The organism is Vibrio sp. CyArs1 (genome assembly GCF_022432925.1).
Classification (GTDB): Bacteria; Pseudomonadota; Gammaproteobacteria; order Enterobacterales; family Vibrionaceae; genus Vibrio; species Vibrio mediterranei.
This window is the reverse complement of the sequence record NZ_JAKRBO010000002.1, coordinates 658716-682587: the sequence shown is the minus strand read 5'-3', so window position 1 is coordinate 682587 and position 23872 is coordinate 658716. Positions and strand designations below refer to the sequence as shown.

20 protein-coding genes are annotated in these 23872 nt (G+C 43.9%); 12 read left to right on the top strand and 8 right to left on the bottom strand.

Features of this window, described 5'->3' with window-relative positions:
- Positions 1 to 301 precede the first annotated feature (301 nt).
- The 7 genes from MMA19_RS09785 (at position 302) to MMA19_RS09755 (ending at position 7972) form a co-directional block, all read left to right on the top strand.
- Entirely contained in the window at positions 302 to 1396 is a 1095-nt protein-coding gene (locus MMA19_RS09785) for a TRAP transporter substrate-binding protein (protein ID WP_006073745.1), read from the top strand.
- A gap of 106 nt (positions 1397 to 1502) precedes the next feature.
- Entirely contained in the window at positions 1503 to 2045 is a 543-nt protein-coding gene (locus MMA19_RS09780; protein ID WP_062457260.1) for a TRAP transporter small permease subunit, read from the top strand.
- 10 nt (positions 2046 to 2055) lie between these two features.
- Complete coding sequence (locus MMA19_RS09775) at positions 2056 to 3339, top strand: TRAP transporter large permease subunit (protein ID WP_006073742.1); 1284 nt, start codon at positions 2056 to 2058, stop codon at positions 3337 to 3339.
- A gap of 110 nt (positions 3340 to 3449) precedes the next feature.
- Positions 3450 to 4799: a cache domain-containing protein gene (locus MMA19_RS09770; RefSeq protein WP_006073741.1), complete on the top strand. Its 1350-nt coding sequence runs from the start codon at positions 3450 to 3452 to the stop codon at positions 4797 to 4799.
- On the top strand, positions 4799 to 5434 hold the full coding sequence (locus MMA19_RS09765) for a response regulator transcription factor (RefSeq protein ID WP_006073738.1): 636 nt from the start codon (positions 4799 to 4801) through the stop codon (positions 5432 to 5434). The genes MMA19_RS09770 and MMA19_RS09765 overlap by 1 nt, the downstream gene beginning before the upstream one ends.
- 194 nt (positions 5435 to 5628) lie before the next feature.
- On the top strand, positions 5629 to 6105 hold the full coding sequence (locus MMA19_RS09760) for a MarR family transcriptional regulator (RefSeq protein WP_006073734.1): 477 nt from the start codon (positions 5629 to 5631) through the stop codon (positions 6103 to 6105).
- 295 nt (positions 6106 to 6400) lie between these two features.
- Positions 6401 to 7972, top strand: coding sequence for a BCCT family transporter (locus MMA19_RS09755; RefSeq protein WP_006073732.1), 1572 nt, complete (start codon positions 6401 to 6403; stop codon positions 7970 to 7972).
- 77 nt (positions 7973 to 8049) lie between these two features.
- Here MMA19_RS09755 and MMA19_RS09750 read toward each other — a convergent pair whose 3' ends face one another.
- On the bottom strand, positions 8050 to 8682 hold the full coding sequence (locus MMA19_RS09750; RefSeq protein ID WP_240206093.1) for a CatB-related O-acetyltransferase: 633 nt from the start codon (positions 8680 to 8682) through the stop codon (positions 8050 to 8052).
- 403 nt (positions 8683 to 9085) lie between these two features.
- On the opposite strand from MMA19_RS09750, the gene MMA19_RS09745 reads away from it, so the two are divergent.
- Positions 9086 to 10969: a methyl-accepting chemotaxis protein gene (locus MMA19_RS09745; RefSeq protein WP_240206092.1), complete on the top strand. Its 1884-nt coding sequence runs from the start codon at positions 9086 to 9088 to the stop codon at positions 10967 to 10969.
- Positions 10970 to 11014: 45 nt separating this feature from the next.
- On the opposite strand, the gene MMA19_RS09740 is transcribed toward MMA19_RS09745, so the two are convergent.
- The 6 genes from MMA19_RS09740 to MMA19_RS09715 form a co-directional block, all read right to left on the bottom strand.
- Positions 11015 to 11731 (bottom strand): 3'-5' exonuclease, encoded by a 717-nt coding sequence (locus MMA19_RS09740; protein ID WP_240206181.1) that lies wholly within the window; start codon positions 11729 to 11731, stop codon positions 11015 to 11017.
- A gap of 9 nt (positions 11732 to 11740) precedes the next feature.
- Positions 11741 to 13630, bottom strand: a complete 1890-nt coding sequence (locus tag MMA19_RS09735) for a putative nucleotidyltransferase substrate binding domain-containing protein (RefSeq protein ID WP_038225878.1) — start codon at positions 13628 to 13630, stop codon at positions 11741 to 11743.
- Positions 13631 to 13764: 134 nt separating this feature from the next.
- Entirely contained in the window at positions 13765 to 14955 is a 1191-nt protein-coding gene (locus tag MMA19_RS09730) for an amino acid aminotransferase (RefSeq protein ID WP_239940982.1), read from the bottom strand.
- Positions 14956 to 15219: 264 nt separating this feature from the next.
- Entirely contained in the window at positions 15220 to 15528 is a 309-nt protein-coding gene (locus MMA19_RS09725; protein ID WP_240206180.1) for a hypothetical protein, read from the bottom strand.
- A gap of 207 nt (positions 15529 to 15735) precedes the next feature.
- Positions 15736 to 17136: an asparagine--tRNA ligase gene (gene asnS, locus MMA19_RS09720; RefSeq protein ID WP_006073720.1), complete on the bottom strand. Its 1401-nt coding sequence runs from the start codon at positions 17134 to 17136 to the stop codon at positions 15736 to 15738.
- 124 nt (positions 17137 to 17260) lie between these two features.
- Positions 17261 to 18880: a methyl-accepting chemotaxis protein gene (locus MMA19_RS09715; RefSeq protein WP_240206091.1), complete on the bottom strand. Its 1620-nt coding sequence runs from the start codon at positions 18878 to 18880 to the stop codon at positions 17261 to 17263.
- Positions 18881 to 19214: 334 nt separating this feature from the next.
- Here MMA19_RS09715 and MMA19_RS09710 point away from each other — a divergent pair, with 334 nt between their 5' ends.
- The 4 genes from MMA19_RS09710 to queD are packed head-to-tail and all read left to right on the top strand — an operon-like array spanning position 19215 to position 22392.
- Positions 19215 to 19829 carry a hypothetical protein gene (locus MMA19_RS09710; protein ID WP_240206090.1) on the top strand — a complete coding sequence of 205 codons (615 nt, stop codon included), beginning with the start codon at positions 19215 to 19217 and terminating at the stop codon, positions 19827 to 19829.
- Complete coding sequence (locus MMA19_RS09705; protein ID WP_240206089.1) at positions 19819 to 20844, top strand: glycosyltransferase family 2 protein; 1026 nt, start codon at positions 19819 to 19821, stop codon at positions 20842 to 20844. The genes MMA19_RS09710 and MMA19_RS09705 overlap by 11 nt, the downstream gene beginning before the upstream one ends.
- Positions 20837 to 21970: a hypothetical protein gene (locus MMA19_RS09700; protein WP_240206088.1), complete on the top strand. Its 1134-nt coding sequence runs from the start codon at positions 20837 to 20839 to the stop codon at positions 21968 to 21970. Before MMA19_RS09705 ends, MMA19_RS09700 begins: the two co-directional genes overlap by 8 nt.
- A gap of 59 nt (positions 21971 to 22029) precedes the next feature.
- Entirely contained in the window at positions 22030 to 22392 is a 363-nt protein-coding gene (queD, locus tag MMA19_RS09695; RefSeq protein ID WP_006073712.1) for a 6-carboxytetrahydropterin synthase QueD, read from the top strand.
- A gap of 80 nt (positions 22393 to 22472) precedes the next feature.
- Here queD and MMA19_RS09690 read toward each other — a convergent pair whose 3' ends face one another.
- On the bottom strand, positions 22473 to 23834 hold the full coding sequence (locus MMA19_RS09690; RefSeq protein WP_006073710.1) for an L-serine ammonia-lyase: 1362 nt from the start codon (positions 23832 to 23834) through the stop codon (positions 22473 to 22475).
- Positions 23835 to 23872: the final 38 nt, after the last annotated feature.

Below are 23872 nucleotides of genomic sequence, written 5' to 3'. Positions count from 1 at the left end.
ATGTCACAAAAGTAGCGATTGTGTAATTGGTGCCTGATAATAAATGCCTAAGTATTTTTACTAGCTCTTTTCTAACCCTATCTTGTTAATTTATTGATTTATCGCCATTTAAATTTTTATTGCGGTTATTTCCTACGTATTTCTACGTAATACCAAGGTCTGACAACGCTAATTAATGGTTTTATCACTGCGTGCTCTCACTAATACCCGTTATTCAGAATTGCATCCATAGTTGTGTGGAATGTGAAACTTGGAGTCGCGACAGTGACTTCAACAGGGAACCTACTCAAGGAACTGAATAATGAGTCTAATCAAGAAATCAGTAACACGTGTCATGAAGAGCACGGCGATTGTTGCAGCAACGTGTTTAGCGTTTGTTGCAGGTACCGCAAATGCAGCCGATAAAGTTTATCGTTTAAAGTTAGCCGAAACATGGGGGCCAAACTTCCCTATCTTTGGTGACGCAACGAAGAACATGGCGAAAATGGCAGAAGAAATGTCAAACGGTCGTTTACAAATCCGCATTGACTCTTCGAACAAGCACAAAGCGCCTTTCGGTGTGTTTGATATGGTTAAATCTGGTCAATATGACATGGGTCACTCAGCCTCGTATTACTGGAAAGGTAAAGTGCCAAATACCCTCTACTTTACGACAATGCCTTTTGGTATGACGGCACCAGAACAGTACGCTTGGTTCTATCACGGTGGTGGTATGGAACTAATGGAGAAAGTGTATGCGCCGCATAACATGATGTCTTTCCCTGGTGGTAACACTGATGTTCAGATGGGCGGATGGTTCCAAAAAGAAATCAACAGTGTCGATGACCTACAAGGTCTGAAAATGCGTATCCCAGGTTTTGCGGGCGAAATCCTAGCAGAGGTTGGCGCTAAGCCAACAAACATCGCTTCAGGTGAATTGTATACCTCTTTAGAACGTCGTACCATCGATGCACTTGAGTGGGTGGGACCATCACTAGACCTTCGTATGGGCTTCCACAAAATTGCGCCTTATTACTACACCGGTTGGCATGAGCCAGCAACAGAGCTGCAATTCCTAGTAAACAAACGTACTTGGAACAAACTTCCTGACGATTTGAAAGCAATTCTACAAATCGCTATGAAGACAGCAGCGTACGACATGTACATCCAATCGACTCACGAAAGTGGCAAAAACTGGGCGACTATCCAAACAGATTACCCAGACGTGAAAGTTAAAGACTTCCCACGCGAAGTAATGGATGCACTGCGTGATGCGAATGACAAATTGCTAAAAGAGCACGCAGCTAAAGATGAGATGGCAAAAGAAATCCAAGCTTCTCAAGCCGCTTATCTACAGCAAGTACGCTCTTGGACCGATATTGCGTCTAAAGCTTACCTAAACAAGTTCGACAATTAATACCCCCTTTAAGTGGCGCGGCTCCTGCGCCACTTTTTCCCAAAAAATGGTCATACGCCCTTAACTAAAACAATGAACTAAATATGGCGGATAGGCGGAAAGTTGTATGCGTAGTTTAATTTACATTGAAAGACTGTTTAACAAGGTAGCGGATTTGCTAGGCTGGTTATCCAGTATTTTGTTTTTGCTCTTATTGGTGAATGTTGTTTATGACGTAGTGATGCGCTACGTATTTAATGATGTTTCTATCGCCTTCCAAGAAATGGAATGGCATTTGTTCTCGGCGGTGTTTTTACTGGGTGTCCCATACGCAATTAAAGCGGGCGGACATGTGCGAGTAGACGTGTTCTACGAGCGTTTATCTATTAAAGCTCAAGCCATCATCGACCTGCTAGGTACTTTTGTTTTTCTTTTCCCATTTTGCTTATTGGTCGCTTGGTTTGGTATCGATTTTGCCAAAGAAAGTTACGCGCTAGGAGAAACCTCTGGTGACCCTGGTGGTTTACCTTATCGCTGGATCATCAAAGCGATGATTCCTCTTTCATTCTTCTTTATGGCGATTGCTGGTGTTGGCTTAGTTCTGCACTCATTGAACAAACTGTTCAATCCACACCTCATTTACGCTAAGTCTTCCGGCTCAAACGAATAAGGACATTCTCATGATCGGTATTGTGATGTTTTTTGTAGCCTTATTCGCGCTACTACTCGGCTTTCCTGTTGCTTTCACTTTTGGCGGCATTGCGCTGATCTTCGGTGTGTGGGCGGAAGGGATAGAAATGTTTGCGTTTATGCCATATCGCATACAGTCCATTATGGAAAACACGGTATTAATGGCTGTACCTCTGTTTGTTTTTATGGGGTTAGTTTTACAAAAGACTCGACTAGCTGAACAGCTTCTTGAGTCGATGGGTCGTTTGTTTGGTGGTGTTCGTGGTGGTATCGCAATTTCAACGGTACTCGTGGGTGCATTGCTTGCAGCATCTACGGGTGTTGTAGGAGCATCGGTCGTCGCCATGGGGCTTATCTCACTGCCAGTGATGCTCAAATACAACTATGATAAAGGGTTGGCCTGCGGCACCATTTGTGCGTCGGGTACTCTAGGGCAAATCATTCCACCATCCATCGTGCTTATTCTTTTGGGTGACGTGTTAGGTGTACCAGTAGGCGATTTATTCCAAGCTGCGTTATGGCCGGGTTTCGTCTTAGTTGGCGCTTATGTCGCTTACATACTCATTTATGCAAAGCTAAACCCAGAGAGTGCCCAACCGATTCCAAGAGATGAAACTATTTCACGCTCAGAAGAAGTAAAAACGGCGCTGAAAGCGATTATTCCACCGCTAGCACTGATTGTTGTGGTTTTAGGCTCTATCTTTGCCGGTATTGCGACGCCAACGGAGTCTGCTGCTCTCGGTGGTGCGGGTGCTATTGTTCTATCACTTATGTATCGCCAATTCAGTTGGGGCATGCTCTATGATGCGTCCAAAGAGACGGTGAAAGTGACGGCAATGGTATTTGCGATTCTACTTGGTGCAACGGCGTTCTCAATGGCGTTTACTTATACTGGTGGTGATATGCTGGTAGAGGAGTGGATGCTTGAACTGCCTGGTGAGAAATGGGGCTTCCTAATCATTACCATGGTGGTGATATTGATTCTTGGTTTCTTTATCGACTTCGTAGAAATCTGTTTCATTATCGTACCGATGATTGCCCCTGTGGCAGAGCTAATGGGTATCAATATGACGTGGTTTGCTATTTTGATTGCGATGAACCTGCAAACATCGTTCTTAACCCCACCATTCGGCTTTAGCTTGTTTTATTTGAAAGGCGTAGCCCCTAATGGCGTGACCACAAGAGATATTTACCGAGGCGTAATGCCATTTATTGCGATACAAATAGTCGTCTTAGCGTCGATACTTATGTTCCCAGAATTTTATGGAATGTGATCGGAGCTGCGTTAGCTCGGCATAGTAGTTCATTTCTATTTTAGACATTGCTACTGTTTACAATAGGAAACAATAAGCTACATCCAATGCAGCTTAGAAAAAGGACTTCTATGCCGCTCAAAGCAAAACTTATCTTACTAACACTCATCCCACTTATCATTGTGACGGCGAGTGTTAGTTGGATAACTCTTCATCAAGCAAAAGCCCTCGGAGAAAATGAAATTAACATTTTCCGAGAGAGTCTTATTCGCTCAAAAGAATCCGCTCTTAAGGATAGCGTCGAAATGGCCTTTGACGCCATTGAGCAGGTCTATAACAACTCTTCATTAACTGAGACTGAAGCCAAAAATCAGGTCAAAGAAACGCTCAATCGTCTACGTTATGGAACCGATGGCTACTTTTTTGCCTACGACAAAAACGGCACCAACCTTGTTCACCCAATTCTCCCGCAACTTGTTGGTCGAAACTTGTTAAAACTTCAAGACCAAGATGGTGATTACCTGATTGAAGCTCTGTTGTTTCAAGCTCAATCAGGAGGGGGCTATCACCAGTACTTATGGCAAAAACCTTCTACTGGAGAAACGGTCACCAAACTTAGTTATGCAGCTTGGCTGGATAAGTGGGACTGGATGATAGGGACCGGGCTGTATATCGAAGATGTGGCACAAGAAGTGGCAATATTAAGGGCCGCCATTGATAACAATATCGAGACCACGATATTTTCTATCGTGACAATTTTCGCAGTAACAGTAGCGGTGATTATTGTACTGACCTTAGCGGTTAATTGGCACGAACATAAATTAGCTGATAAAAATCTAAAAGAGCTCGCCCATAAAACGGTGATGTTTCAGGAGGATGAACGTAAGCATTTAGCCAGAGAGCTTCATGATGGGGTAAATCAATTGCTGGTGTCGAGTAAATGTCATCTTGAGTTGATGGACACGAGAAGCGTTGATGATCGTTCTATGGGGCACTTACAGCAATCTCAATCTTCATTGTCAGAAGCAATAATGGAAGTTCGTCGAATTTCCCATCACTTACGTCCTAGTGCTTTGGATGATATAGGTTTGGAAGCAGCGATTACCACTCTCTTGCAAGATTTTAAAACTTACTCCATGGCAAGTACTGAACTGGTTTTAGACTCCAATGCCTCGAAACTCAAATCTGAAGTGGCGACTACACTCTATAGAGTGGTTCAAGAGTCTCTTAATAATATCGAAAAGCATGCTCAGGCGACCAAAGTAACCGTGTTCTTGAAGCAATTTGGCGGTGTACTACAGTTGATCGTCACCGATGATGGAGTTGGATTTGATGTTGGAAATGCGATGAATAGCCGTGGGATTGGATTAAGAAACATGCGCGAACGAGTGGAGTTCATCGGGGGAGAGTTCGAGCTGATTAGTGAATATGGAAAGGGAACAGAAATTACCGTGTTGTTAAAGGTAGAGGAGGCAGTGTAATGGATGCCAAGATCCGAGTCGTCATTGTCGATGATCATCAGGTTGTTCTTGAAGGTTTTATGGCTAGGCTAGAGCGGGAACCGGAAATCGATGTGGTTGCAACTGCAAGCAACGGTGTAGAAGCTATTGAGGTTGTCAAAAGCACTTTGCCGGATGTGGTCTTAATGGATGTAAGTATGCCGATAATGAACGGCATTGAGTCCACGCAAGTGCTTAAAGAAGAGCTTCCCAATATCCGAGTTCTAATGTTAACGATGCATGATAATCGTGAATACATTATGAAGGTAATGCAGGCAGGAGCGGTAGGTTACATGCTAAAGGAAATCTCCGCAGAGAAAATGGTGCAGGCAATTAAGACTGTTCATCAAGGGTCGACCTACTTTTGTGAGTCAGTCACCCAAACATTATTCTCTCAAGAGATTACCCCTGTCGTTGCAAAGTCCAACCCATTGAGTCGACGTGAAGAGTCTGTGCTCAAGTTAGTAGCTCAAGGTTGTAGTAGTAAGAAAATAGCTCAGATGTTAGACATCTCCTATCGAACTGTGGAGACTCATCGTCAAAACATCAAACATAAACTGGATCTACATTCGACGGCAGAGTTGGCAAAATACGCTCTAGAAAATGGTTTGTCGTAGGGTGCTTAAACGACTTGGTTTAATATGCTCCTAACGAGCATAAAATAGGCGTGAAGCTAGATTTAGCGAGGGTTTAGGTTGTTTAAGTGGACAAAAGCTGTGATCAATTGAGACTTTTACTAAAATCACGACGCATTCTGTTTCGCGTTCTGTTATAAAGAGCGCGCTAACTCTTTGAAAGACTGGATTGGAAATTGGAAAAACACGAAGAAGTATTGGTGGCGTTACGCCAGATTATCCGCGCGATTGACCTACACTCTAAAAAGCTTAAGAAAGAGTGCGGCTTGACGGGGCCTCAGCTTATTTTGATGAAAGCTATCAAAGATATGGGTGATGTGACAATTCGTGAACTTTCAAACTCAACCAATATCAGCCAAGCCACGGCAACGACGATCATAGACCGCCTTGAAGCTCAAGATTATGTCCAACGTATTCGGAGTCAGCAAGACAAACGCAAAGTGCACGCAACTTTGACTGAGAAGGGGGAGGAAGTATTAAAAGATTCTCCTTTACCACTTCAGGATAGCTTCGTTCAGAAATTTCAGCGTCTAGAAAGTTGGGAGCAAACTTTATTGCTGTCGTCGATCCAGCGTATTTCGTTGATGATGAATGCCGACGATATTGACGCGTCTCCGGTTCTACAACTCGATAGTAATATTTCAAAGAACTAGTATTTTATTGGAATAGTGGCCTCATCAATTTGGGGCCATATGTCTCTTCTATTTTGGCCCTTAAACTCCCGCCCACTCCGATTTAATTCGAGTTCTAATCGTTAATTGTCTCAGTTCCATTTGGTACGAATTGTCTGACTTTCCTAACATTTTGTGAAATTCCGCTTATAATTTGGTAAAATACAGCGTTTGCAAAGCAGATATCGTTAAGGGTCAGCTGTTCGTTGTAGTCCAGCATTCATAGTTTTGACCTAAAATGCTTTGAGTTGAAAGGAATGGGTCATAGAGAGGATTAATGACAAAGGGTATTGATAAGTACAGTATTGATAGTACTGACTACACTATTGGGCAAGATAATGTCCAGAAATGGGGGTTTGATGTTCACAACCCTGTCTTCGGGATTAGTGCGGGATTTATTGCACTGCTTCTCTTACTAACCGTCATTGTTGACGCGGATACCGCAAAATCTGCTCTTGATGGTATCAAACTAGCAATCATTGATAAATTTGATTGGCTATTCATGTGGTCTGGGAACATATTTGTTGTTTTCTGCCTAGCATTGATAGTGTCCCCATACGGTAAAATCCGCCTTGGTGGTAAAGATGCGGTCGCGGATTATTCGTTTATGTCATGGCTTGCCATGTTGTTCGCTGCTGGTATGGGTATTGGCTTAATGTTCTGGAGTGTAGCTGAGCCCGTGGCTTACTTTACTGGCTGGTTTGAAACTCCACTAGGTGTAGAGCCAAACACTGCGGCGGCAAGAGAGCTTGCAATGGGTGCTACTATGTTCCATTGGGGTCTACACCCATGGGCAATCTACGGCGTTGTTGCTCTTTCACTTGCCTTTTTTGCCTACAACAAAGGTTTACCTTTGTCGATGCGTTCAATTTTCTATCCGATTCTTGGCGACAGAGCTTGGGGTTGGGCAGGTCACATCGTTGATATTCTTGCGGTATTGGCGACATTGTTCGGCTTAGCAACATCTCTTGGTTTAGGTGCGCAGCAAGCAGCGAGCGGTATTCATCATGTGTTTGGTGTTGAGTCAGGAATGACTTTGCAAATAGTCGTTATTGCGGTCGTAACATTATTGGCGGTTGTTTCTGTATTACGCGGTATTGATGGCGGTGTTAAGGTAATTAGTAATATCAACATGATCATCGCCTTCTTGTTGCTTATATTAGTTGCTTTTATTGGTTATGCCGTTACCTTTGCCGCGATTCCTGAGACGTTGTTTGCGTATATTAAGAACATTATTCCACTAAGCAACCCTCATGGACGCGAAGATGAAGTATGGATGCACGGTTGGACTGTGTTCTACTGGGCGTGGTGGATTTCATGGTCGCCATTCGTAGGTATGTTTATCGCGCGTGTATCTAAAGGTCGTACTGTTCGCCAATTTATTACAGCTGTACTTATCGTACCGACCGCAGTGACCGTGGTGTGGATGTCAGTATTTGGTGGCATGGCTATTGATCAAGTGATTAATCAAGTTGGCTCACTGGGTACCAATGGCTTAGGTGATGTTCCATTGGCGATGTTTGAAATGTTCGATGAATTGCCTATGGGTACGATGCTCTCTATCGTTGCTGTTGTGCTTGTTTTGGTGTTCTTTATTACGTCGTCAGACTCAGGCTCTTTGGTAATCGATAGTATTACAGCTGGCGGTAAAGTCGATGCACCAGTTATTCAGCGCGTATTCTGGGCGTTTATGGAAGGTGCTATCGCAGTTGCGCTACTTTGGATTGGTGGTAATGAGGCGATTGCAGCATTGCAAGCCGGTGCGATTTCATCTGCATTACCGTTCACCATCATTTTGCTGATGATGTGTGTGAGCTTATTGCTTGGTATGAGAACTGAAAAATACTGATTGCAATCTGAGCAGATAAGAAAGAGCGGCTAATTAGCCGCTCTTTTTGTTTATCGATGTTCAAATTATGATTGCTATTAACGGCTTTCATAGAGTGTGTGAGCACTTTCAAGTGCATCGATATCGCTGGCGCAAATGAAGTGTCGTAGCGCCTCGAATTTTTCTTCACTCCATTGATAGATATTGAGTGTTAGCAAACGCTTTATGCTGTCGGCATCAAACCTATGCTTAATGACCTTTGCTGGGTTACCGCCAACTATCGAATAGGGCGCTACATCTTTCGTCACCACGCTATTCGCCGCAACTACTGCACCTTCACCAATAGACACTCCTGGCATGAGCATTGCTCGCATGCCAATCCATGCACCATCAGAAATAATGGTATCGCCTTTCGATTGATAAGCCTGTTCGACATTGTCTAAAAATGGATAGAGTGAAAACCAATCGAGTCGATGAGTGTGGTTGCCACCCATAAGTATTACTGCTTCCGCTCCGATACAGACATAATCGCCTATATATAGTTGGTCAATGTCCCATGGCGGCGACTTATGTCGAGTTTGCTCGTCGCCATGCAGGTAGCGGACGACCGACGACTCGAAACCATTGTCGTAAGCGTCGCTGTAATAACTATGCGTACCTTTAACGTGGATATTAGGGTTAGTCACAGTTTGATGGAGTAGTTCAAACCGAGTCCAATGTTTGGAGTTCATAGTGAACCTCTAAAATTAGCCAAAGTGAATGTCGAGAAATTCTCGCGAGTTTTTGAGTGCTGTCAGCACAAAAGTCAACATTAGCTAATGAATGTGAGGTCGCTTCAAGTAGGCAATGGCCTCGACAACTGCATATTGTCTTTGGTAGATCTTTAACATGTCGAGCCCTAAAGAAATGGAGTGATTAGCCGATTATAGTGGAGTTGATTAAATCTCCAGCATAATACAAACAAAAACATTGTTTGTAAAATTAGTGGGGTCAATGAAATGTCACTACAAAATGCTTATAAGTCAATATATTGGCGCTCGATTTTGCTGCTGAATATGTATATTATTCGCACGCCACGTAGTGGTTAACAATAAAAATAACAACCAAAATCCGACAAAGACAGAATAATAAACTATGAACTTATCATTAAGACAAAAGCTTATTGCTGCCACACTCAGTGCGGTGGTGCTCATGGCGGTCGCGTTGACCATTCTTGCCGCTAATCAATTATCCTCGCAAACTAATGCTGCAATCAGTGCACGTGCGAACAACGTCTCATACGCTGCTGTAGAAGGCATTAGAAACTGGGTCGATATTCGCAAAACTATCGCCACTGCGTTCAACGGTTTTGTTGATCAAGAGGATAAAGTTCCATATTTACAGCAAGCTCGCATAGCGGGTGGCTTTGACGACATTTTCTTTGGCACTCCGGCTGGTGAAATGTTCCGCTCTCACCCTGAGCGTAATCGTGCTGATTACGATCCTCGTACCCGTCCTTGGTATCAAGAGGCTCAGGCTGCGAATAAACAGATTATCACTGAGGCCTATCAAGATGCCATTACCAACGCACTGTTGGTGACAATTGCGGAGCCAGTAAAACAGCATGGCCAACTTATGGGGGTCGTTGGGGCTGATGTTCTCATTGACCAATTAGTTAACGATGTAATCAGCTTAAACGTCGGTAATAATGCGACAGCAATGCTCATTGATCTGACTAATGGCACTTTCTTAGCGCACCCTAACAAATCGCTACTTCTAAAGCCTGTGACGGCATTGGGTCAGAGTTTTAATATCCAAACTATTCAGCAAAAAGCGTCCGATAACTCAATGTTGGAGCTTAAACTAAACGGTACTGAGAAGCTGATGTTCTTCTCGAAGGTTCCCGGAACAAACTGGGTGTTTGCGGTTGAACTTGATAAAGCGACAGAACTAGCGGGTCACAAAACGGCATTAACTCAACTGATTATTACCTCTCTGATTATTGTTATTCTGGTTGGTATTGTAGCGTCGTGGTTGATGAGTTTCTTAGTGAATGACCTCGCTCGCGTGTCAAAAGCATTGAAAGAGATTGCTTCTGGTGAAGGTGACCTAACTCAGCGTTTAGAACCGCGTAGTAAAGATGAAGTAGGGCAGTTGGCTAGAAACTTCAATACGTTCGTCAGCTATATGCATGAAACGGTCATGCACCTGAAAGATGTATCATTGGCTCTATCGGAGCAAGCTAAAGATACGGCAACGCATGCCCGAGTGCGTAGCCAGCGTATTCAAACACAGCAAGATGAAATCAACATGGTTGCGACAGCGATTAACGAGATGGCTGCGGCCACTCAAGAAATCGCAAGTAATGCCGACATGACAGCATCTAATTCGTCAGAAGCGGTTGGTGCGAGTAATCACGGTGCTGGCCAAGTTTCTCAAACTCAAGGCTCTATTCAAAATCTGGCGGCAGAAGTTCAAGTGGCGACGGGCGTAATTCAAGAGCTTGAGACGCACGGTAATAGCATCAATACCATTCTTTCGACTATTCAAGACATCGCTGAACAAACGAACTTGCTCGCTCTTAATGCAGCAATTGAAGCAGCTCGTGCAGGAGAGCAGGGGCGTGGGTTTGCGGTTGTAGCGGATGAGGTTCGTGTGCTTAGTCAGCGTACTCATGCGTCAACTCAAGAAATTCAAAGTACGATTGAAACCTTGCAAGCAACCACTGCAAAAGCGGTGGGTATTATGAACGATAGTCGAAAACTGGCTGACACTAGTGTTGACGATGCGAACTGTGCTGCAGCTAGCCTAACGCAAATTCATGCGGCTGTTGAACAAATCAGTGATATGGCTGCGCAAATAGCTACGGCAGCGGAAGAACAAGCGTCTGTGACCTCTGAAATCACTCGAAATACCCAAGGTATACGTGATGTGTCTGATGAGTTAGCTGAAGAAGCTCAGGAAGCGGCACAGCAAGCCGTTGACCTATCTAATTTATCTCAGAAACTAGAGAAAGAGATTGGTCGCTTTAAGATCTAATCTTATTTCCCCTCTGACCAAACGTGGTCAGAGGGGAATGCAAAGTTATAGCCAAATCTCGCTAATCGTATGTTTGCCTTCGAAATGATAAGCAAGCTGAGCTTGCAAAAGTTCTGCTGTCGCGATGGCATCGGTCAGCGCATGATGAGGTGGGTAATCAGGTAAACCATATCGACGTCGGCTTTGGCCAAGTCTCACAGAGTCTGCTCGTTTCCCTTTCAGTTTATTAATAATGCCTCCGGTCAGGCGCGATTGATAATCCGATTCGATTTGCATGGTATCGACAACCGGAAACTCAATGCCTTCTCCAATCATTCGCTTAAGCGCACTATTTAGAAAGCCTCTCTCAATTGGGCGGTAGTGAACCACAATAATTTTCCCTGCCAGCGCCGAAAGGACATCACCCAATACTTCATCTAGTGTTGGTGCGTCAATAATGTCGTTGTGAGTTATGCCGTGAATGACAACGGACTCTTCTTCAAGCTTGGCTTTGGGTCTGATGGTCCAATGCGCTGCTTGCTTGAGACGAATACGAGACGCGGTAAACGGCACTAAACCGATAGAGAGAATTCCGTCTTTATCTGGATTTAGTCCGGTGGTTTCGAAATCCAGTGCAACGAACTCTAACTCACTTAATGGCGTGTCTGCGGCAGGTAGTCCAGCAGAGTAAAATGCTCGTAGACGCTCATCATTAACTCGTTCTGCCAAGGTCGCAAACTTGTTTGCCCACTGAACGGACGGGGGCTGAAGTAATTTCTTAATCATTTGAGCCTACTTTAACGCGTTATTGGCTTGGTAACGGAATTTGAGGAAATTTTGACCGTTACTTAGGATCTGGAACGCGTCTTTTAAGTTTCGACGCTCAAAGTCAGAAAGGTTTTCTGGTTCGATATTGTTATCTGGTTCTATTCCTTGCTCTACGTCGATAGCTTGGTGGCTAATACGTACCATAGAGATAAACTCAAGTGCATCTTTGAGATCTCGAGCACGGCCTTTGGGTAATATTCCCGCTTCGTGAATATCGTCCAGTCGTTCAAATGAATTGGTAGAGCGAGAGCCAACCGCCAAGGCGTGAACGCGAATCAGGTCGACCAAAGGTGCAGTACCACGACGTTTGAGGTTGATGGAGTTGTTATGTTGACCATCTTTTTCCATCACAAAATCTTTAAAGAAACCGAGAGGTGGTTTTCGGTTTAAGGCATTTCGTGCCAAACAAGCAAGGAATCGGTTGTTACGACGGGCACGACGGACAATAAAGCTATTTAGTTGCTCGGCCCATTTCAACTTGCCGTATACACCATCGAGGTCAAAGAAGATCGATGCATTCAACAGGGCTTTCGGGTTAGGATCATCAATCCAATCAGAGAAACACGCCTCCCACTCTTTGCGAGTCATGCGCCATTCCGGGTTGGTGGCCATGATGTCACCCGTGCAGTAACTGTACCCACAGTCTGCCAGAGCATCACAAATGAACTTAGCAAAGGCTTCGAAGTACTTCCCATGTTTCTTCTCATCGTAGCTGTCATCAAGAATAATGGCGTTATCCTGGTCTGTGACGACAAGTTGCTCGTCTCGTCCCATTGAGCCAAGTGCTAAGAAGCAGTAAGGGATAGGCGCGCTTCCGAGTTCTTCTTCTGCAAGTTCAATTATGCGCTGCTTAAAGCTTCGGCCAATGACCGACATGGCGGTTCCTACCATGTGAGCATTAGCATCTTCGTTAACTAAACGGACAAAGCTGTCTCCAACTTGTTCGGAGAGCGATTTAAGCTCTTCAACGGACTGTTGTTGGAAAATACTGCTCACCAGTAGTAACGAATTCTGCGATTCGTATCGGACGATATCGGTAGTTTCTATGATGCCGATAGGCTGTTTGTTTTTGAGTACCGGCAAGTGATGCACGTTGTAACGAAGCATGGTAAGCATGGCTTCGTAAACATAAGCATTGTGATCGAGAGAAATCACATCGGTTGACATCACGCTACCCACTTCATCTTGTGGATCAAGGCTCTCTGCAAGTACACGAGTACATAAGTCCCTATCAGTAATAATGCCGAGGACCGGAGAAGTGTCTTCCTCATCATTGTCTACAATTTCTGGGTCAATGATCAGTAACGATGATACTTGTTCGTCCGCCATTAATCGTGCAGCGTTTTGGATGGTACTGGAACGCTCAATAGTTGGAGCGTCACGTGTTAGTAAAGTTCTTACTTTGGATGTGGTCAGGTCATTTTCATTGGTGTTGTTGGATACCGCTTGGCGTAGACGTACCGTATCCTCTACTTCTACAAAATCAGCGAATGAGTCGAAGCCGTCATAGAGCTCCTGGAAGATTTCGGCTGACAAACAGTAAACTAACGTGTCTTCGACAGCTTTTGCAGGAAAACGGACTTTGTTGTTGGTTAGCAGTCCCATCTGTCCAAATAGGTCTCCCTCATCTAGGCGATTGTAGAGCTCTCCTTTTCGACGGTAGATTTCAACCACACCACTGCGAACCATATAAAGGTCGTGAATATCATCACCAAAGTGGATGATGGGTGTATCTTGTCGGTAGTAAGCGATTTCCATATGTTGAGATACATAAAGTACGGTCTCTTCTGGAAGTTCGTCAAAAGGAGGGTGGGAGGCTAGGAAGTTTTGAATTTCCAAGATTTCTGCGTCCATGTGCGGCCTTAGCTGTCGGTCAATGCTTTAATACTACACGCAGATACAAAAAAGGTCAGCCGAAGCTGACCTATTATTTATGCCTTATAGTTGCATTTGTTCAATGCTAACGTCTTGATTCTATGAGCTAGAGCTTATAGAACTGCGGCGATACCTTTACATAGCGGACCCATGTTTGACTTTGTCATACCAGCAACACTGATACGGCCAGAACCAACGATGTAAATACCGAACTCTTCTTTTAAGCGGTTAACTTGCTCTTTAGACAGGCCTGAGAAAGAGAACATGCCATTTTGGCGTTCGATAAAGCTGAAGTCTGCGTCTACGCCTTCGGCTTTAAGAGTCTCTACGAATAGTTCACGCATTTCTTGGATACGGTCGCGCATTTCTGCCACTTCTTGTTCCCATTCTGCGCGCAGTGCTTGGTCATTTAGAATGTGAGTTACTACTGCAGAACCGTGTGCTGGTGGGTTAGAGTAGATTGAACGGATGATGCTCTTAACTTGAGAGAAAGCCGTTGTTGCCACTTCTTCGGAAGTCGCAACCAATGTGAAGGCACCAACACGCTCGTTATATAGACCAAAGTTCTTAGAGAAAGAGCTTGCCACTAGAATCTCTTTGTTGTGTTTAGCGAATGCACGTAGACCTTGAGCGTCTTCTTCTACACCTTTAGCAAAGCCTTGATAAGCAAAGTCAAATAATGGGATTAGGCCTTTCTCTGCAACAAGTTTAGCTAATTGGTCCCACTCATCGGCAGTAGGATCGATGCCTGTTGGGTTATGGCAGCAACCGTGTAGCAACACAATATCGCCAGCTGACGCTTGTTCAAGATCTGCAACCATGCCTGCAAAGTCTTTATCTTTAGTTTCAGCGTCGTAGTAACGATATTGCGCGGTTTCGATACCTGCTGCGCTAAATACGCCATTATGGTTCGCCCAAGTAGGGTTGCTGATCCAAATTTTCACTTCACCAAGCTGACGTTTGATGAACTCACCAGCAACACGAAGTGCGCCAGTACCACCTGGAGCTTGAGCTGTTTTGGCACGTTTTTCGGCAACGATCTCTGAATCAGCGCCGAAAAGCAGTTTTTGAACAGCTAGACCGTATTCAGCTGTCCCTTCAATCGTTAGATAAGATTTGGTTTTCTCAGTCTCCAGCAGTGCCGCTTCTGCTTTCTTAACAGTCGCTAGAACGGGAGTTTCACCTTGTTCATTCTTATAGATACCAACACCTAGGTTAATTTTCTCTGCGCGAGTGTCTTTTTTAAACTCTTCGGTAAGACCAAGGATTGGATCGGCGGGTGCTGCAACAACTTTTTCAAACATATTCTTCATCCATGTTAATTGAAGGGGCAATCAAAACGTTTGTTAACAAACGACAACAGCCTATTTATACCTTTCAAGGCTATAGGAGACAACCACATTAAAGAAGAAAACAGAAAATTATTTTGATTTGAAACAGAAAAGGACACTAATTCATTGTTTGTGTATGTAAAGTTCTAGAAATAGTGTTTGAGTTGCTAGGTTAAGTTATAACTAACGTGCTCTTTATGCAGCAATGGAAAGCACGTTAGCTAAGATAGATAACGATTAATCGTCTTTGCCTTTAAGCTCGTGCTCAGATTCTACAGCTTGAGTTTCTATATCTGGGTTTTGGTCTAATTTATCTTTTAGCCATTCGTTGAGATGTTTAACAATAGCGGTTGTTGCATGCTCTTTTGTTGCGCTTTCATTGTCATCCACTTCTAGCGCTTGTTTTGGGCGCAATCCGGTTTCATCTTCGGCAACATGTAGCCAATCAGGATGCCAGTAATATGGTTGACCACTTGAAGCTTGCCATTTATGAACGCCGTCTGATTCACCATAGTATTCAATGTCTTTTACTGTAAATTTTCCCATCATGAGACCTCGTTCTATATAAAGTTTACACTCTAAATGTAGTGCTAATAGGATGAATTACCAACTGAATATTCGATTCGAATTTGCAAATTAAGCATTCAGTTATCCGTTCTTGAATTGGCATGTGATGAAATAAAAAAGACCACCATAAGCGGTGGTCTTTAAATTGGATTCTATCTCTGCTCGTAAGAGCAAAATGAGTAAGAATTAGAAGTTCGCGCTGCGAGGTGCACGTGGGAACGGAATCACATCGCGGATGTTTGCCATGCCAGTAACGTAAGATACTAGACGTTCAAAGCCTAGACCAAATCCTGAGTGAGGTACTGTGCCATAACGGCGAAGATCGCGGTACCAGCTCATGTGCTCAGGGTCGATACCCATTTCTACCATACGCTTGTCTAGAAGTTCTAGACGTTCTTCACGTTGAGAACCACCGATGATTTCACCAATGCCCGGTGCCAGTACGTCCATAGCAGCTACTGTTTTACCGTCATCGTTCATACGCATGTAGAACGCTTTGATGTCTTTCGGGTAATTCTTAACAACAACTGGTGCGTTGAAGTGCTCTTCCGCTAGGTAGCGCTCATGCTCAGAGGACATATCGATACCCCATTCAACAGGGAACTCGAACTCTTTACCTGAATCAAGCAGGATTTGAATTGCGTCAGTGTAGTCTACCTGCGCGAAGTCAGATTCTACAAACTTCTCTAAACGAGTAATTGCTTCTTTGTTGATGCGTTGAGCAAAGAACTCAAGATCATCACGACGTTCTTCCAATACCGCTTTGAACACATATTTCAGCATGTCTTCAGCCAGTTTCGCTGCGTCATCAAGGTCTGCAAACGCGACTTCAGGCTCAACCATCCAGAATTCTGCTAGGTGACGGCTAGTATTTGAGTTTTCAGCACGGAAAGTTGGACCGAATGTGTACACTTTGCTTAAAGCACAAGCATATGCTTCTGCGTTAAGTTGACCAGATACCGTCAGGAATGTTTCTTTACCGAAGAAATCTTCGTTGAAGTCTACATCGCCTTGCTCTGTCAATGGCAGGTTAGCCATATCTAGCGTAGAAACGCGGAACATCTCACCAGCACCTTCTGCATCAGAAGCCGTGATAAGTGGTGCAGACATCCAGAAATAGCCTTGCTCGTGATAAAAGCGATGGATAGCTTGAGATAGGCAGTTACGTACACGCGCAACAGCACCAATAACATTGGTACGTGGACGCAGGTGAGCAACTTCACGCAGATACTCGATTGAGTGACGTGTTTTCGCCATCGGATAAGTATCAGCATCTTCAACCCAACCAACAACCTTAACGTCTGTCGCTGCAAGTTCGAAGTCTTGACCTTTTGCTGGAGACTCTACGATAGTACCTGTTACTTCAACAGAACAGCCTGTTGTTAGCTTCAGTACTTCATTCTCGTAATTATTAAGATTATTAGGGACCACGGCCTGAATCGGGTCGAAACAAGAGCCGTCGTAGATGGCAAGGAAAGAGATTCCAGCTTTGGAATCACGACGTGAACGGATCCAGCCGCGTACAGTGACTTCACTGTCAACAGCTAGCTTACCGCTTAGTACGTCAGTTACAGGCGCGTAAGTCATGTTATTAATCTTCTCCATGGAGGTAACAATACAACCCAATGACTTTGGCTAACATTTAGCCAATTCATTGGGTTGCTACTAAATTTCTTTTCAAAGGGACATATTACCTGTCAATTTTTACGGTTCAACCTTTATTGTGGTTATTCAGCATAAATTGATTCAGTAACGTATCGAGTTGGTGGGAGAGTTGCTGCAAATCCATGCTAATTTGGTGAGTTTGAGTCGCCGAGTCCGAGGCTTCATTGGCATGCTCACTAATTACGACGGTTTTTTGACCAACGTTTTCGCTGGTTTCTCGGTTAGCTTGTATTTGCTCTTGCACTTGACTAGCTATGTCAGTCGTAGCCTCAATTTGAGATACAACGGTCTGCATTTTATCTGCCAGTGCTTGAACCTCATCCGCTCTTTGGTGAGCTGTTTCGGAGACGTTTCGAACCGCTTGAACAGAATGGCTACTGCCTTGTTGGAATTTGGCAATGATATCTTCAATATCATTAGTCGCTTGCGTGGTTCTGCTAGCAAGAGAGCGAACTTCATCTGCTACAACCGCAAAACCACGTCCTTGCTCCCCAGCTCGCGCAGCTTCAATAGCAGCGTTGAGTGCAAGCAAGTTTGTTTGGTCTGCGATTCCTTTGATTGTCGACAGAATTGCCGAGACTTGCTCTGTCTGTTCATTAAGCTCAGAGATATGAGAGGAGACTTGAGTAATGTCTTGTACCAACGACTCGATATCATTACTTGCAGATTGAGCTTCGGTGCTGCTCGCCTTTGTCAGTTCACACGTCTCTTGCATCAACTGCGATGCACGTTCGGTTGCGTCACTGACTGTAGCCTGTTGCTGTTTCAGCATCTGCATGTTGGATTCTACTGCTGCGGTTTCGTCAAGCTGACGTTTTGCCACAGACTCGTTGCTTTCCGCAATGGCTGTTAGTTTGTCGGCATTTGCGCTGACGGTTTGCGCTGTAGTTTGTACTTTAGTCAGGCTGTCTGAGACTGTGTCCAGAAATGCATTGATGTCATTGGTTAAATCACCGACTTCATCATTTTGTCTTTGCGATAATCTAATGGAGAGATCCTTGCTGCCACTAACACGAGTCATAAATTTGGACGTGGTCTGCACGGGTCCAACAATAAACCGACGAGCAATAAAGATCGTTGCTAAGTAACCAAGAAACGCGATGGCGGCCATAATAGCGACAGCAATAGCGGTTCGCTTATTAATGAATCCATTGACTTGATTCAAGTTGTATTCGATGCGAATGGCACCCAATACTTCGCCTTCTTCTGTCATGTGGCAGGTAATGCAATTAGTACCCCGATAGTTGGTGCTTGCCTCCATTGGTAGAGCTACGACTAGGCCGCTTCCCCAATCTGCTTTGAACGGCTCTATAACCGTTTCGCCATTGAGGGCACGTTTATCGATGTCATCGACCGCCACTTGGTTTTCTAAACCTTGTCCATATAGCTTGGAAACAGCATCTCCTCTAAGAACACGAACGTTTTCAATATTCTCCTGAGCTAGTGCTTTATTTCTCAGCGTTTCTTTTTGAGCCATGGTACCTGTGAGCATCATCATGTTTAAGCTATCGAAATAGTTACTTGCTTTGTCATGAAGTTGTTCACTGAGGACTGAATAGATGAGATCCCTTTGTTGATTATATTGATAAGTTGTCGAAATAATAACCACTGTTCCAAAGACCAATATAAGCGCTATTAAAAGTTTATTTGTAATTGTTAGACGCATAGTTTTTATTGTTAATGATATGGGCTGACAGAGTGAATATTAAGTTAACTTACCGGTGCTCTGGAAGGCATTTATTGGTAAAACCTCGAAAAGCTCATGGTTTTTTATGCAACTAATCTTGGAATTGAGAAATGAGACAAATATAAGTTGAGTTGGTATTTGTTGGTATGAGTTTAAATCGATGATGAAATACAAGGTGTGGATGAGTGGTGGTTTGTACCCTAAGTTTAATTATCGGTTGATCAAATCTTAATAAGCTTCTGACTAAATGTTGACAGTCTTTCCGTTAGGCAGGAGTAAAACATCATGAAATGTAACTAGTTGTAAATTAATTATGACCGAACAAAATCTCGAAAACACAACGTCTAGAGGCAATGTTAAAGGTAAAGAGTGTCGACTTAGAATAAGTCTAATTGCCATTCTGATTACGTTGTCTGGCTACTATTTGTGGGTTTTATATTTAGCGGCAACACCTAATGTAACGGTGGGCTATCAAACGTATTACATTGATAAAGCCACGCTTTTTTGGGGCAAGGATAATAACAACTTAGTGCTGCCTTTGTCAGGGATTATTGAGCCCGGAGAGCAGTCCCCATTTATTAGTCGTGAAGGCTGGAACTACGACTTACACACCGAGCTTGAGCGTAATAAAAATGAAGGTAGGAGACTGGTTCATTCTGGCGGTGTGTATTTTAACTTTGACCAAAACCCAACTCGTTCCGTGTATGTAAAAATTGATCTAGCGAAAAGCATTACTGAGCCCGTTTACGTTTCCATCGATGGTGAACATAAGACACGATTGGAGCCTATCGGTCAGCTGTCTCTTGCAGCTACATTGCCCGCAGCAAATATCGATGCGGCGCGTCCCATCCAATATATGCAATTTGAAACTCCGGCGAGTCTAACGGTCACCAAAATAACGATTAAGGACGGGGCTGATGAAAAGTAGCAACGAGTTTAGTTTATCCATATTAGTTCCCGTGTTTAATGAAGAAGAGTCGATCATACCGTTTATTGATGCGCTGGATAATGCCCTCAATGGAATGCGTCATCAATTAGATATTGTTTTCGTCAATGATGGTAGCTCTGATCGAACTCGCACGGTTATTGAAGAATTGATAGGCAAAGATAAACGGGTCACTTTAGTGAATTTGGCCCGAAATTTCGGTAAAGAAGCGGCGATGACAGCAGGTCTTGATCATGTTAGAGGTGATGCGTGTGTCATTATGGATGTTGACCTTCAAGACCCTCCTGAACTCATATTAGAGTTTGTGAAAGAGTGGCAGACAGGTGAGTGGGACACTGTTTATGGCGTGCGCGAAGATAGAAGCAAAGACACGTGGATGAAACGAGTCTCTGCTGGTGGTTTTTATCGAGTCTTCAACTGGCTCGCATCAGAAACAACCTTGCCGGAAAATGCAGGTGACTTTCGTTTGATTGATCGAGTAGTGATAGAGGCGATGCGTCAACTACCGGAGAGAAATCGCTTTATGAAAGGCTTATTGGCTTGGGGGGCATTTCGTTCTAAAGGGGTTACTTTTAAGCGTCCTGAAAGACATGTTGGTGAAACCAAATTTAATTACTGGAAGTTGTGGAATTTTGCAGTAGACGGTTTACTGAGTTTTACTGCATGGCCGTTGCGAATATGGGGATTTGTAGGGTGTGTGATTTCTCTACTCGCTTTTCTGTTTATGCTAAAGATAGTGATTGGCGCAACCTTCTTTGATATTAAGACTCCGGGATATGCCTCGACTATTAGTGTTGTACTTTTCTTAGGTGGCATTCAGTTGATCTCGCTTGGCATTATCGGCGGCTATATCAGCAGAATGTATCGTGAAATGAAACAGAGACCAATTTACCTTGTAGAAGGAATATATGGTCAATATGACAAGAGAAATAACCCAGAACAACCCCCTCTATCCGGGACGCAGCAAGTCGAGAAAGTGAGTTCAGTCCATGCATAATCCAAACTCTTCAATAATGTTAACCAAAGACCAATGGATAACACTCTTGCTGGCAGTGATCACTAGTCGTATCGTTTTTGCCGCTTTTGGTTTAATAGGAACGTACTCATTCAACCCTGAAGCGATCAAGGACATCGATATTTGGCATCAAATGTGTCGCTTTGACTGTGTATGGTTTAGGCGAATAGCGGAAGATGGTTACGCGCTAGTGCCTAGCTATATGAGGCAAAGCAACGGAGCTAACTGGGCGTTTATGCCCATGTCCCCTTATCTCGCGAAAACAGTGAATTACGTCGTTAATAACATCAACCTGTCATTGGTCTTAGTGTCTAATGTGACCCTCATTGCTGGCACTGCTGCTTTAGTGATGGCATTGAAACAGATGAAACTCAGCAATAATGCGCAAGATACGGCAATATGGTTAATGTGCTTCTCGCCTTATACGGTTTATTCATTAGCGGGCTATTCTGAGCCGCTGTATATTGCCTTGGTAGCAGGACTGTTCATTGCTTGTTATCGCCAGAATTGGGTATTGGTCGCTGTACTAGGGATGGTAGCTGCAGTGACGCGAAATCTAGGTGTGATGTTAGTATTCTCTGTACTCATTATTGGCATCCAGCACTATGGGCTAAGTAGTTTTTATCGATTTAAAACTCGCGGTTTGGCGGTTATTGCGGCTATTTGGGTCATCCCATTAGGTTTCTTTACTTACATGGCTTATTTGTACTTCCATATGGGAGATGCATTGGCATTCGGTCATATTCAAGTGGCGTGGGGCAGAACCTTTAGTAATCCATTTGTTTGGTTGGAATATGGATTTGAAAGAGGTGGTCCAAAGCTCTATCTCACCATTGTTTCTTTACTTGGCTTCGCACTTAACGGCTATCTAATCTATAAAAAGCGTTATGCTGAAGCGCTATTTATGTTTATCAACTTAGTGATACCTTTATCATCGGGTGTCAATGCGATGCCACGTTATATCTTTGGTTTGTATCCTACTTATCTGGCGATTATCTTGTTGCTTGAATCTTACCCAAGAGCAAAAATGCCAGTACTGTTGTGCGGTGCAGCCATGTCGACATTTATATCTATCGGGTTTTTCTCGTCGTCGTTCTTTACGGTATAGCTTGAGATAGAGCTCGGTTTTCAGTAGGATTGCGTGTCATTTTTTAACAGAGATATCCTATGAAAACTGAGTTGTATAAAGAGTTCATGTTCGAAGCTGCACATCATCTTCCGCATGTGCCAGAGGGCCACAAGTGCGGTCGTCTGCATGGACACTCTTTTTTAGTGCGTCTCTATGTTGAAGGTGAAGTCGATCCGCATACTGGTTGGGTAGTCGATTTTGCAGAGATCAAAGCAGCATTCAAACCAATTTACGATCGTTTAGACCACTACTACTTGAACGATATTGAGGGACTAGAGAACCCTACCAGTGAAGTACTGGCCAAATGGATTTGGGGGCAGCTTAAGCCTAACCTACCGCTATTAAGTAAAGTAGAGATCAAAGAAACGTGTACTGCAGGTTGTATCTACAAAGGCGAATAAACCGCTAGCTGCTAAACGTTACTATGACCATAAAAAAACCGAAGCTCAGGCTTCGGTTTTTTGTTATTGGAATTTACCTATTAGCAAACAACCTTGATTGCCAAACCGCCTTGAGAGGTTTCACGGTATTTAGCATTCATGTCTTTACCAGTTTCAAGCATAGTTTCGATAACTTTATCCAATGACACACGAGGTGCAGAAGCACGACGAAGCGCCATTCGAGTCGAGTTAATTGCCTTAACCGCAGCAATACCATTACGTTCAATACATGGTACTTGAACTTGTCCAGCAACAGGGTCACAAGTTAGACCGAGGTTGTGTTCCATTGCGATTTCAGCTGCCATACAAACTTGCTCAGGGCTTCCACCCATAAGTTCAGCAAGACCTGCCGCCGCCATAGAACATGCAACACCAACTTCACCCTGACAACCTACCTCTGCACCAGAAATCGATGCATTTTGCTTGTACAGTCCACCGATTGCGCCCGACGCAGCGAAGTAGCGGATGTAGTCTTTTTCAGTCACGGTTTGGATAAACTTGTCGTAGTAAGCAAGTACCGCTGGAATGATGCCACAAGCACCATTGGTTGGAGCGGTAACAACGCGACCACCTGCTGCGTTTTCTTCGTTTACAGCAAAAGCAAACATGTTCACCCAGTCAACTACCGACATCGGGTCAGTTGTGGTTTTTTCTGATGTGATCAATTGTTGGCGAAGTGCTGCTGCACGACGTGGAACACGCAGTGGACCAGGCAGAATGCCTTCAGTGCTCATGCCGCGTTCCATACACTCACGCATTGTTTTCCAAATATTAGCGAAGTACGTACGAGTCTCTTCATCTGAGTGTACAGCGTGCTCATTAGCCATAACCAGTGTGCTGATTGATAGGCCATTTTCTTTACACAGTTCTACCAGTTCTTCTGCTGAGTTGAACTCATAAGGAGCTTTTAATGCTGATACTTCTTCTTTTCCGAAGTGCTCTTCATCAACAATAAAGCCGCCACCAATAGAGTAGTAAGTTTTTGAATACGCTTTTTCGTCATCGATCCAAGCGTGGATCTGCATGCCGTTTTCGTGAAGCTCTAAATTAGTGGAGTGGAAATTCATGCCGCCGTCACGAGGAAATGAAACGGTGTGACAGTGCATGCCAACTGGAAGACGCTCTGTTTCTTCAACACGGGCAATGAAACTTGGGATTGAGTCGATGTCGACTTTTTCTGGTGAATTACCAGCCAAACCCATAATGATTGCGATATCTGTGTGGTGACCTTTCCCTGTCAGTGATAGTGATCCATAAACATCTACAGTGATCTTGGTGATGTCTCTTAGCTTACCCATTGAACGCAGGTCGTCGATGAACTCTTTACCAGCTTTCATCGGGCCTACGGTGTGAGAGCTTGAAGGTCCAACACCAATTTTGTAGATATCAAAAACACTGATCATACTGATTTACCTCTAGAAAAGCCCCCAAAGTACATGGA

Coding starts and splice junctions, on each gene's coding strand:
- MMA19_RS09710 (WP_240206090.1), top strand. CDS start 19,215: ATGACCGAACAAAATCTCGAAAACACAACGTCTAGAGGCAATGTTAAA.
- MMA19_RS09700 (WP_240206088.1), top strand. CDS start 20,837: ATGCATAATCCAAACTCTTCAATAATGTTAACCAAAGACCAATGGATA.
- MMA19_RS09750 (WP_240206093.1), bottom strand. CDS start 8,682: ATGAACTCCAAACATTGGACTCGGTTTGAACTACTCCATCAAACTGTG.
- asnS (WP_006073720.1), bottom strand. CDS start 17,136: ATGACTTACGCGCCTGTAACTGACGTACTAAGCGGTAAGCTAGCTGTT.
- MMA19_RS09785 (WP_006073745.1), top strand. CDS start 302: ATGAGTCTAATCAAGAAATCAGTAACACGTGTCATGAAGAGCACGGCG.
- MMA19_RS09705 (WP_240206089.1), top strand. CDS start 19,819: ATGAAAAGTAGCAACGAGTTTAGTTTATCCATATTAGTTCCCGTGTTT.
- queD (WP_006073712.1), top strand. CDS start 22,030: ATGAAAACTGAGTTGTATAAAGAGTTCATGTTCGAAGCTGCACATCAT.
- MMA19_RS09755 (WP_006073732.1), top strand. CDS start 6,401: ATGACAAAGGGTATTGATAAGTACAGTATTGATAGTACTGACTACACT.
- MMA19_RS09770 (WP_006073741.1), top strand. CDS start 3,450: ATGCCGCTCAAAGCAAAACTTATCTTACTAACACTCATCCCACTTATC.
- MMA19_RS09725 (WP_240206180.1), bottom strand. CDS start 15,528: ATGGGAAAATTTACAGTAAAAGACATTGAATACTATGGTGAATCAGAC.
- MMA19_RS09715 (WP_240206091.1), bottom strand. CDS start 18,880: ATGCGTCTAACAATTACAAATAAACTTTTAATAGCGCTTATATTGGTC.
- MMA19_RS09780 (WP_062457260.1), top strand. CDS start 1,503: ATGCGTAGTTTAATTTACATTGAAAGACTGTTTAACAAGGTAGCGGAT.
- MMA19_RS09730 (WP_239940982.1), bottom strand. CDS start 14,955: ATGTTTGAAAAAGTTGTTGCAGCACCCGCCGATCCAATCCTTGGTCTT.
- MMA19_RS09735 (WP_038225878.1), bottom strand. CDS start 13,630: ATGGACGCAGAAATCTTGGAAATTCAAAACTTCCTAGCCTCCCACCCT.
- MMA19_RS09745 (WP_240206092.1), top strand. CDS start 9,086: ATGAACTTATCATTAAGACAAAAGCTTATTGCTGCCACACTCAGTGCG.
- MMA19_RS09765 (WP_006073738.1), top strand. CDS start 4,799: ATGGATGCCAAGATCCGAGTCGTCATTGTCGATGATCATCAGGTTGTT.
- MMA19_RS09775 (WP_006073742.1), top strand. CDS start 2,056: ATGATCGGTATTGTGATGTTTTTTGTAGCCTTATTCGCGCTACTACTC.
- MMA19_RS09690 (WP_006073710.1), bottom strand. CDS start 23,834: ATGATCAGTGTTTTTGATATCTACAAAATTGGTGTTGGACCTTCAAGC.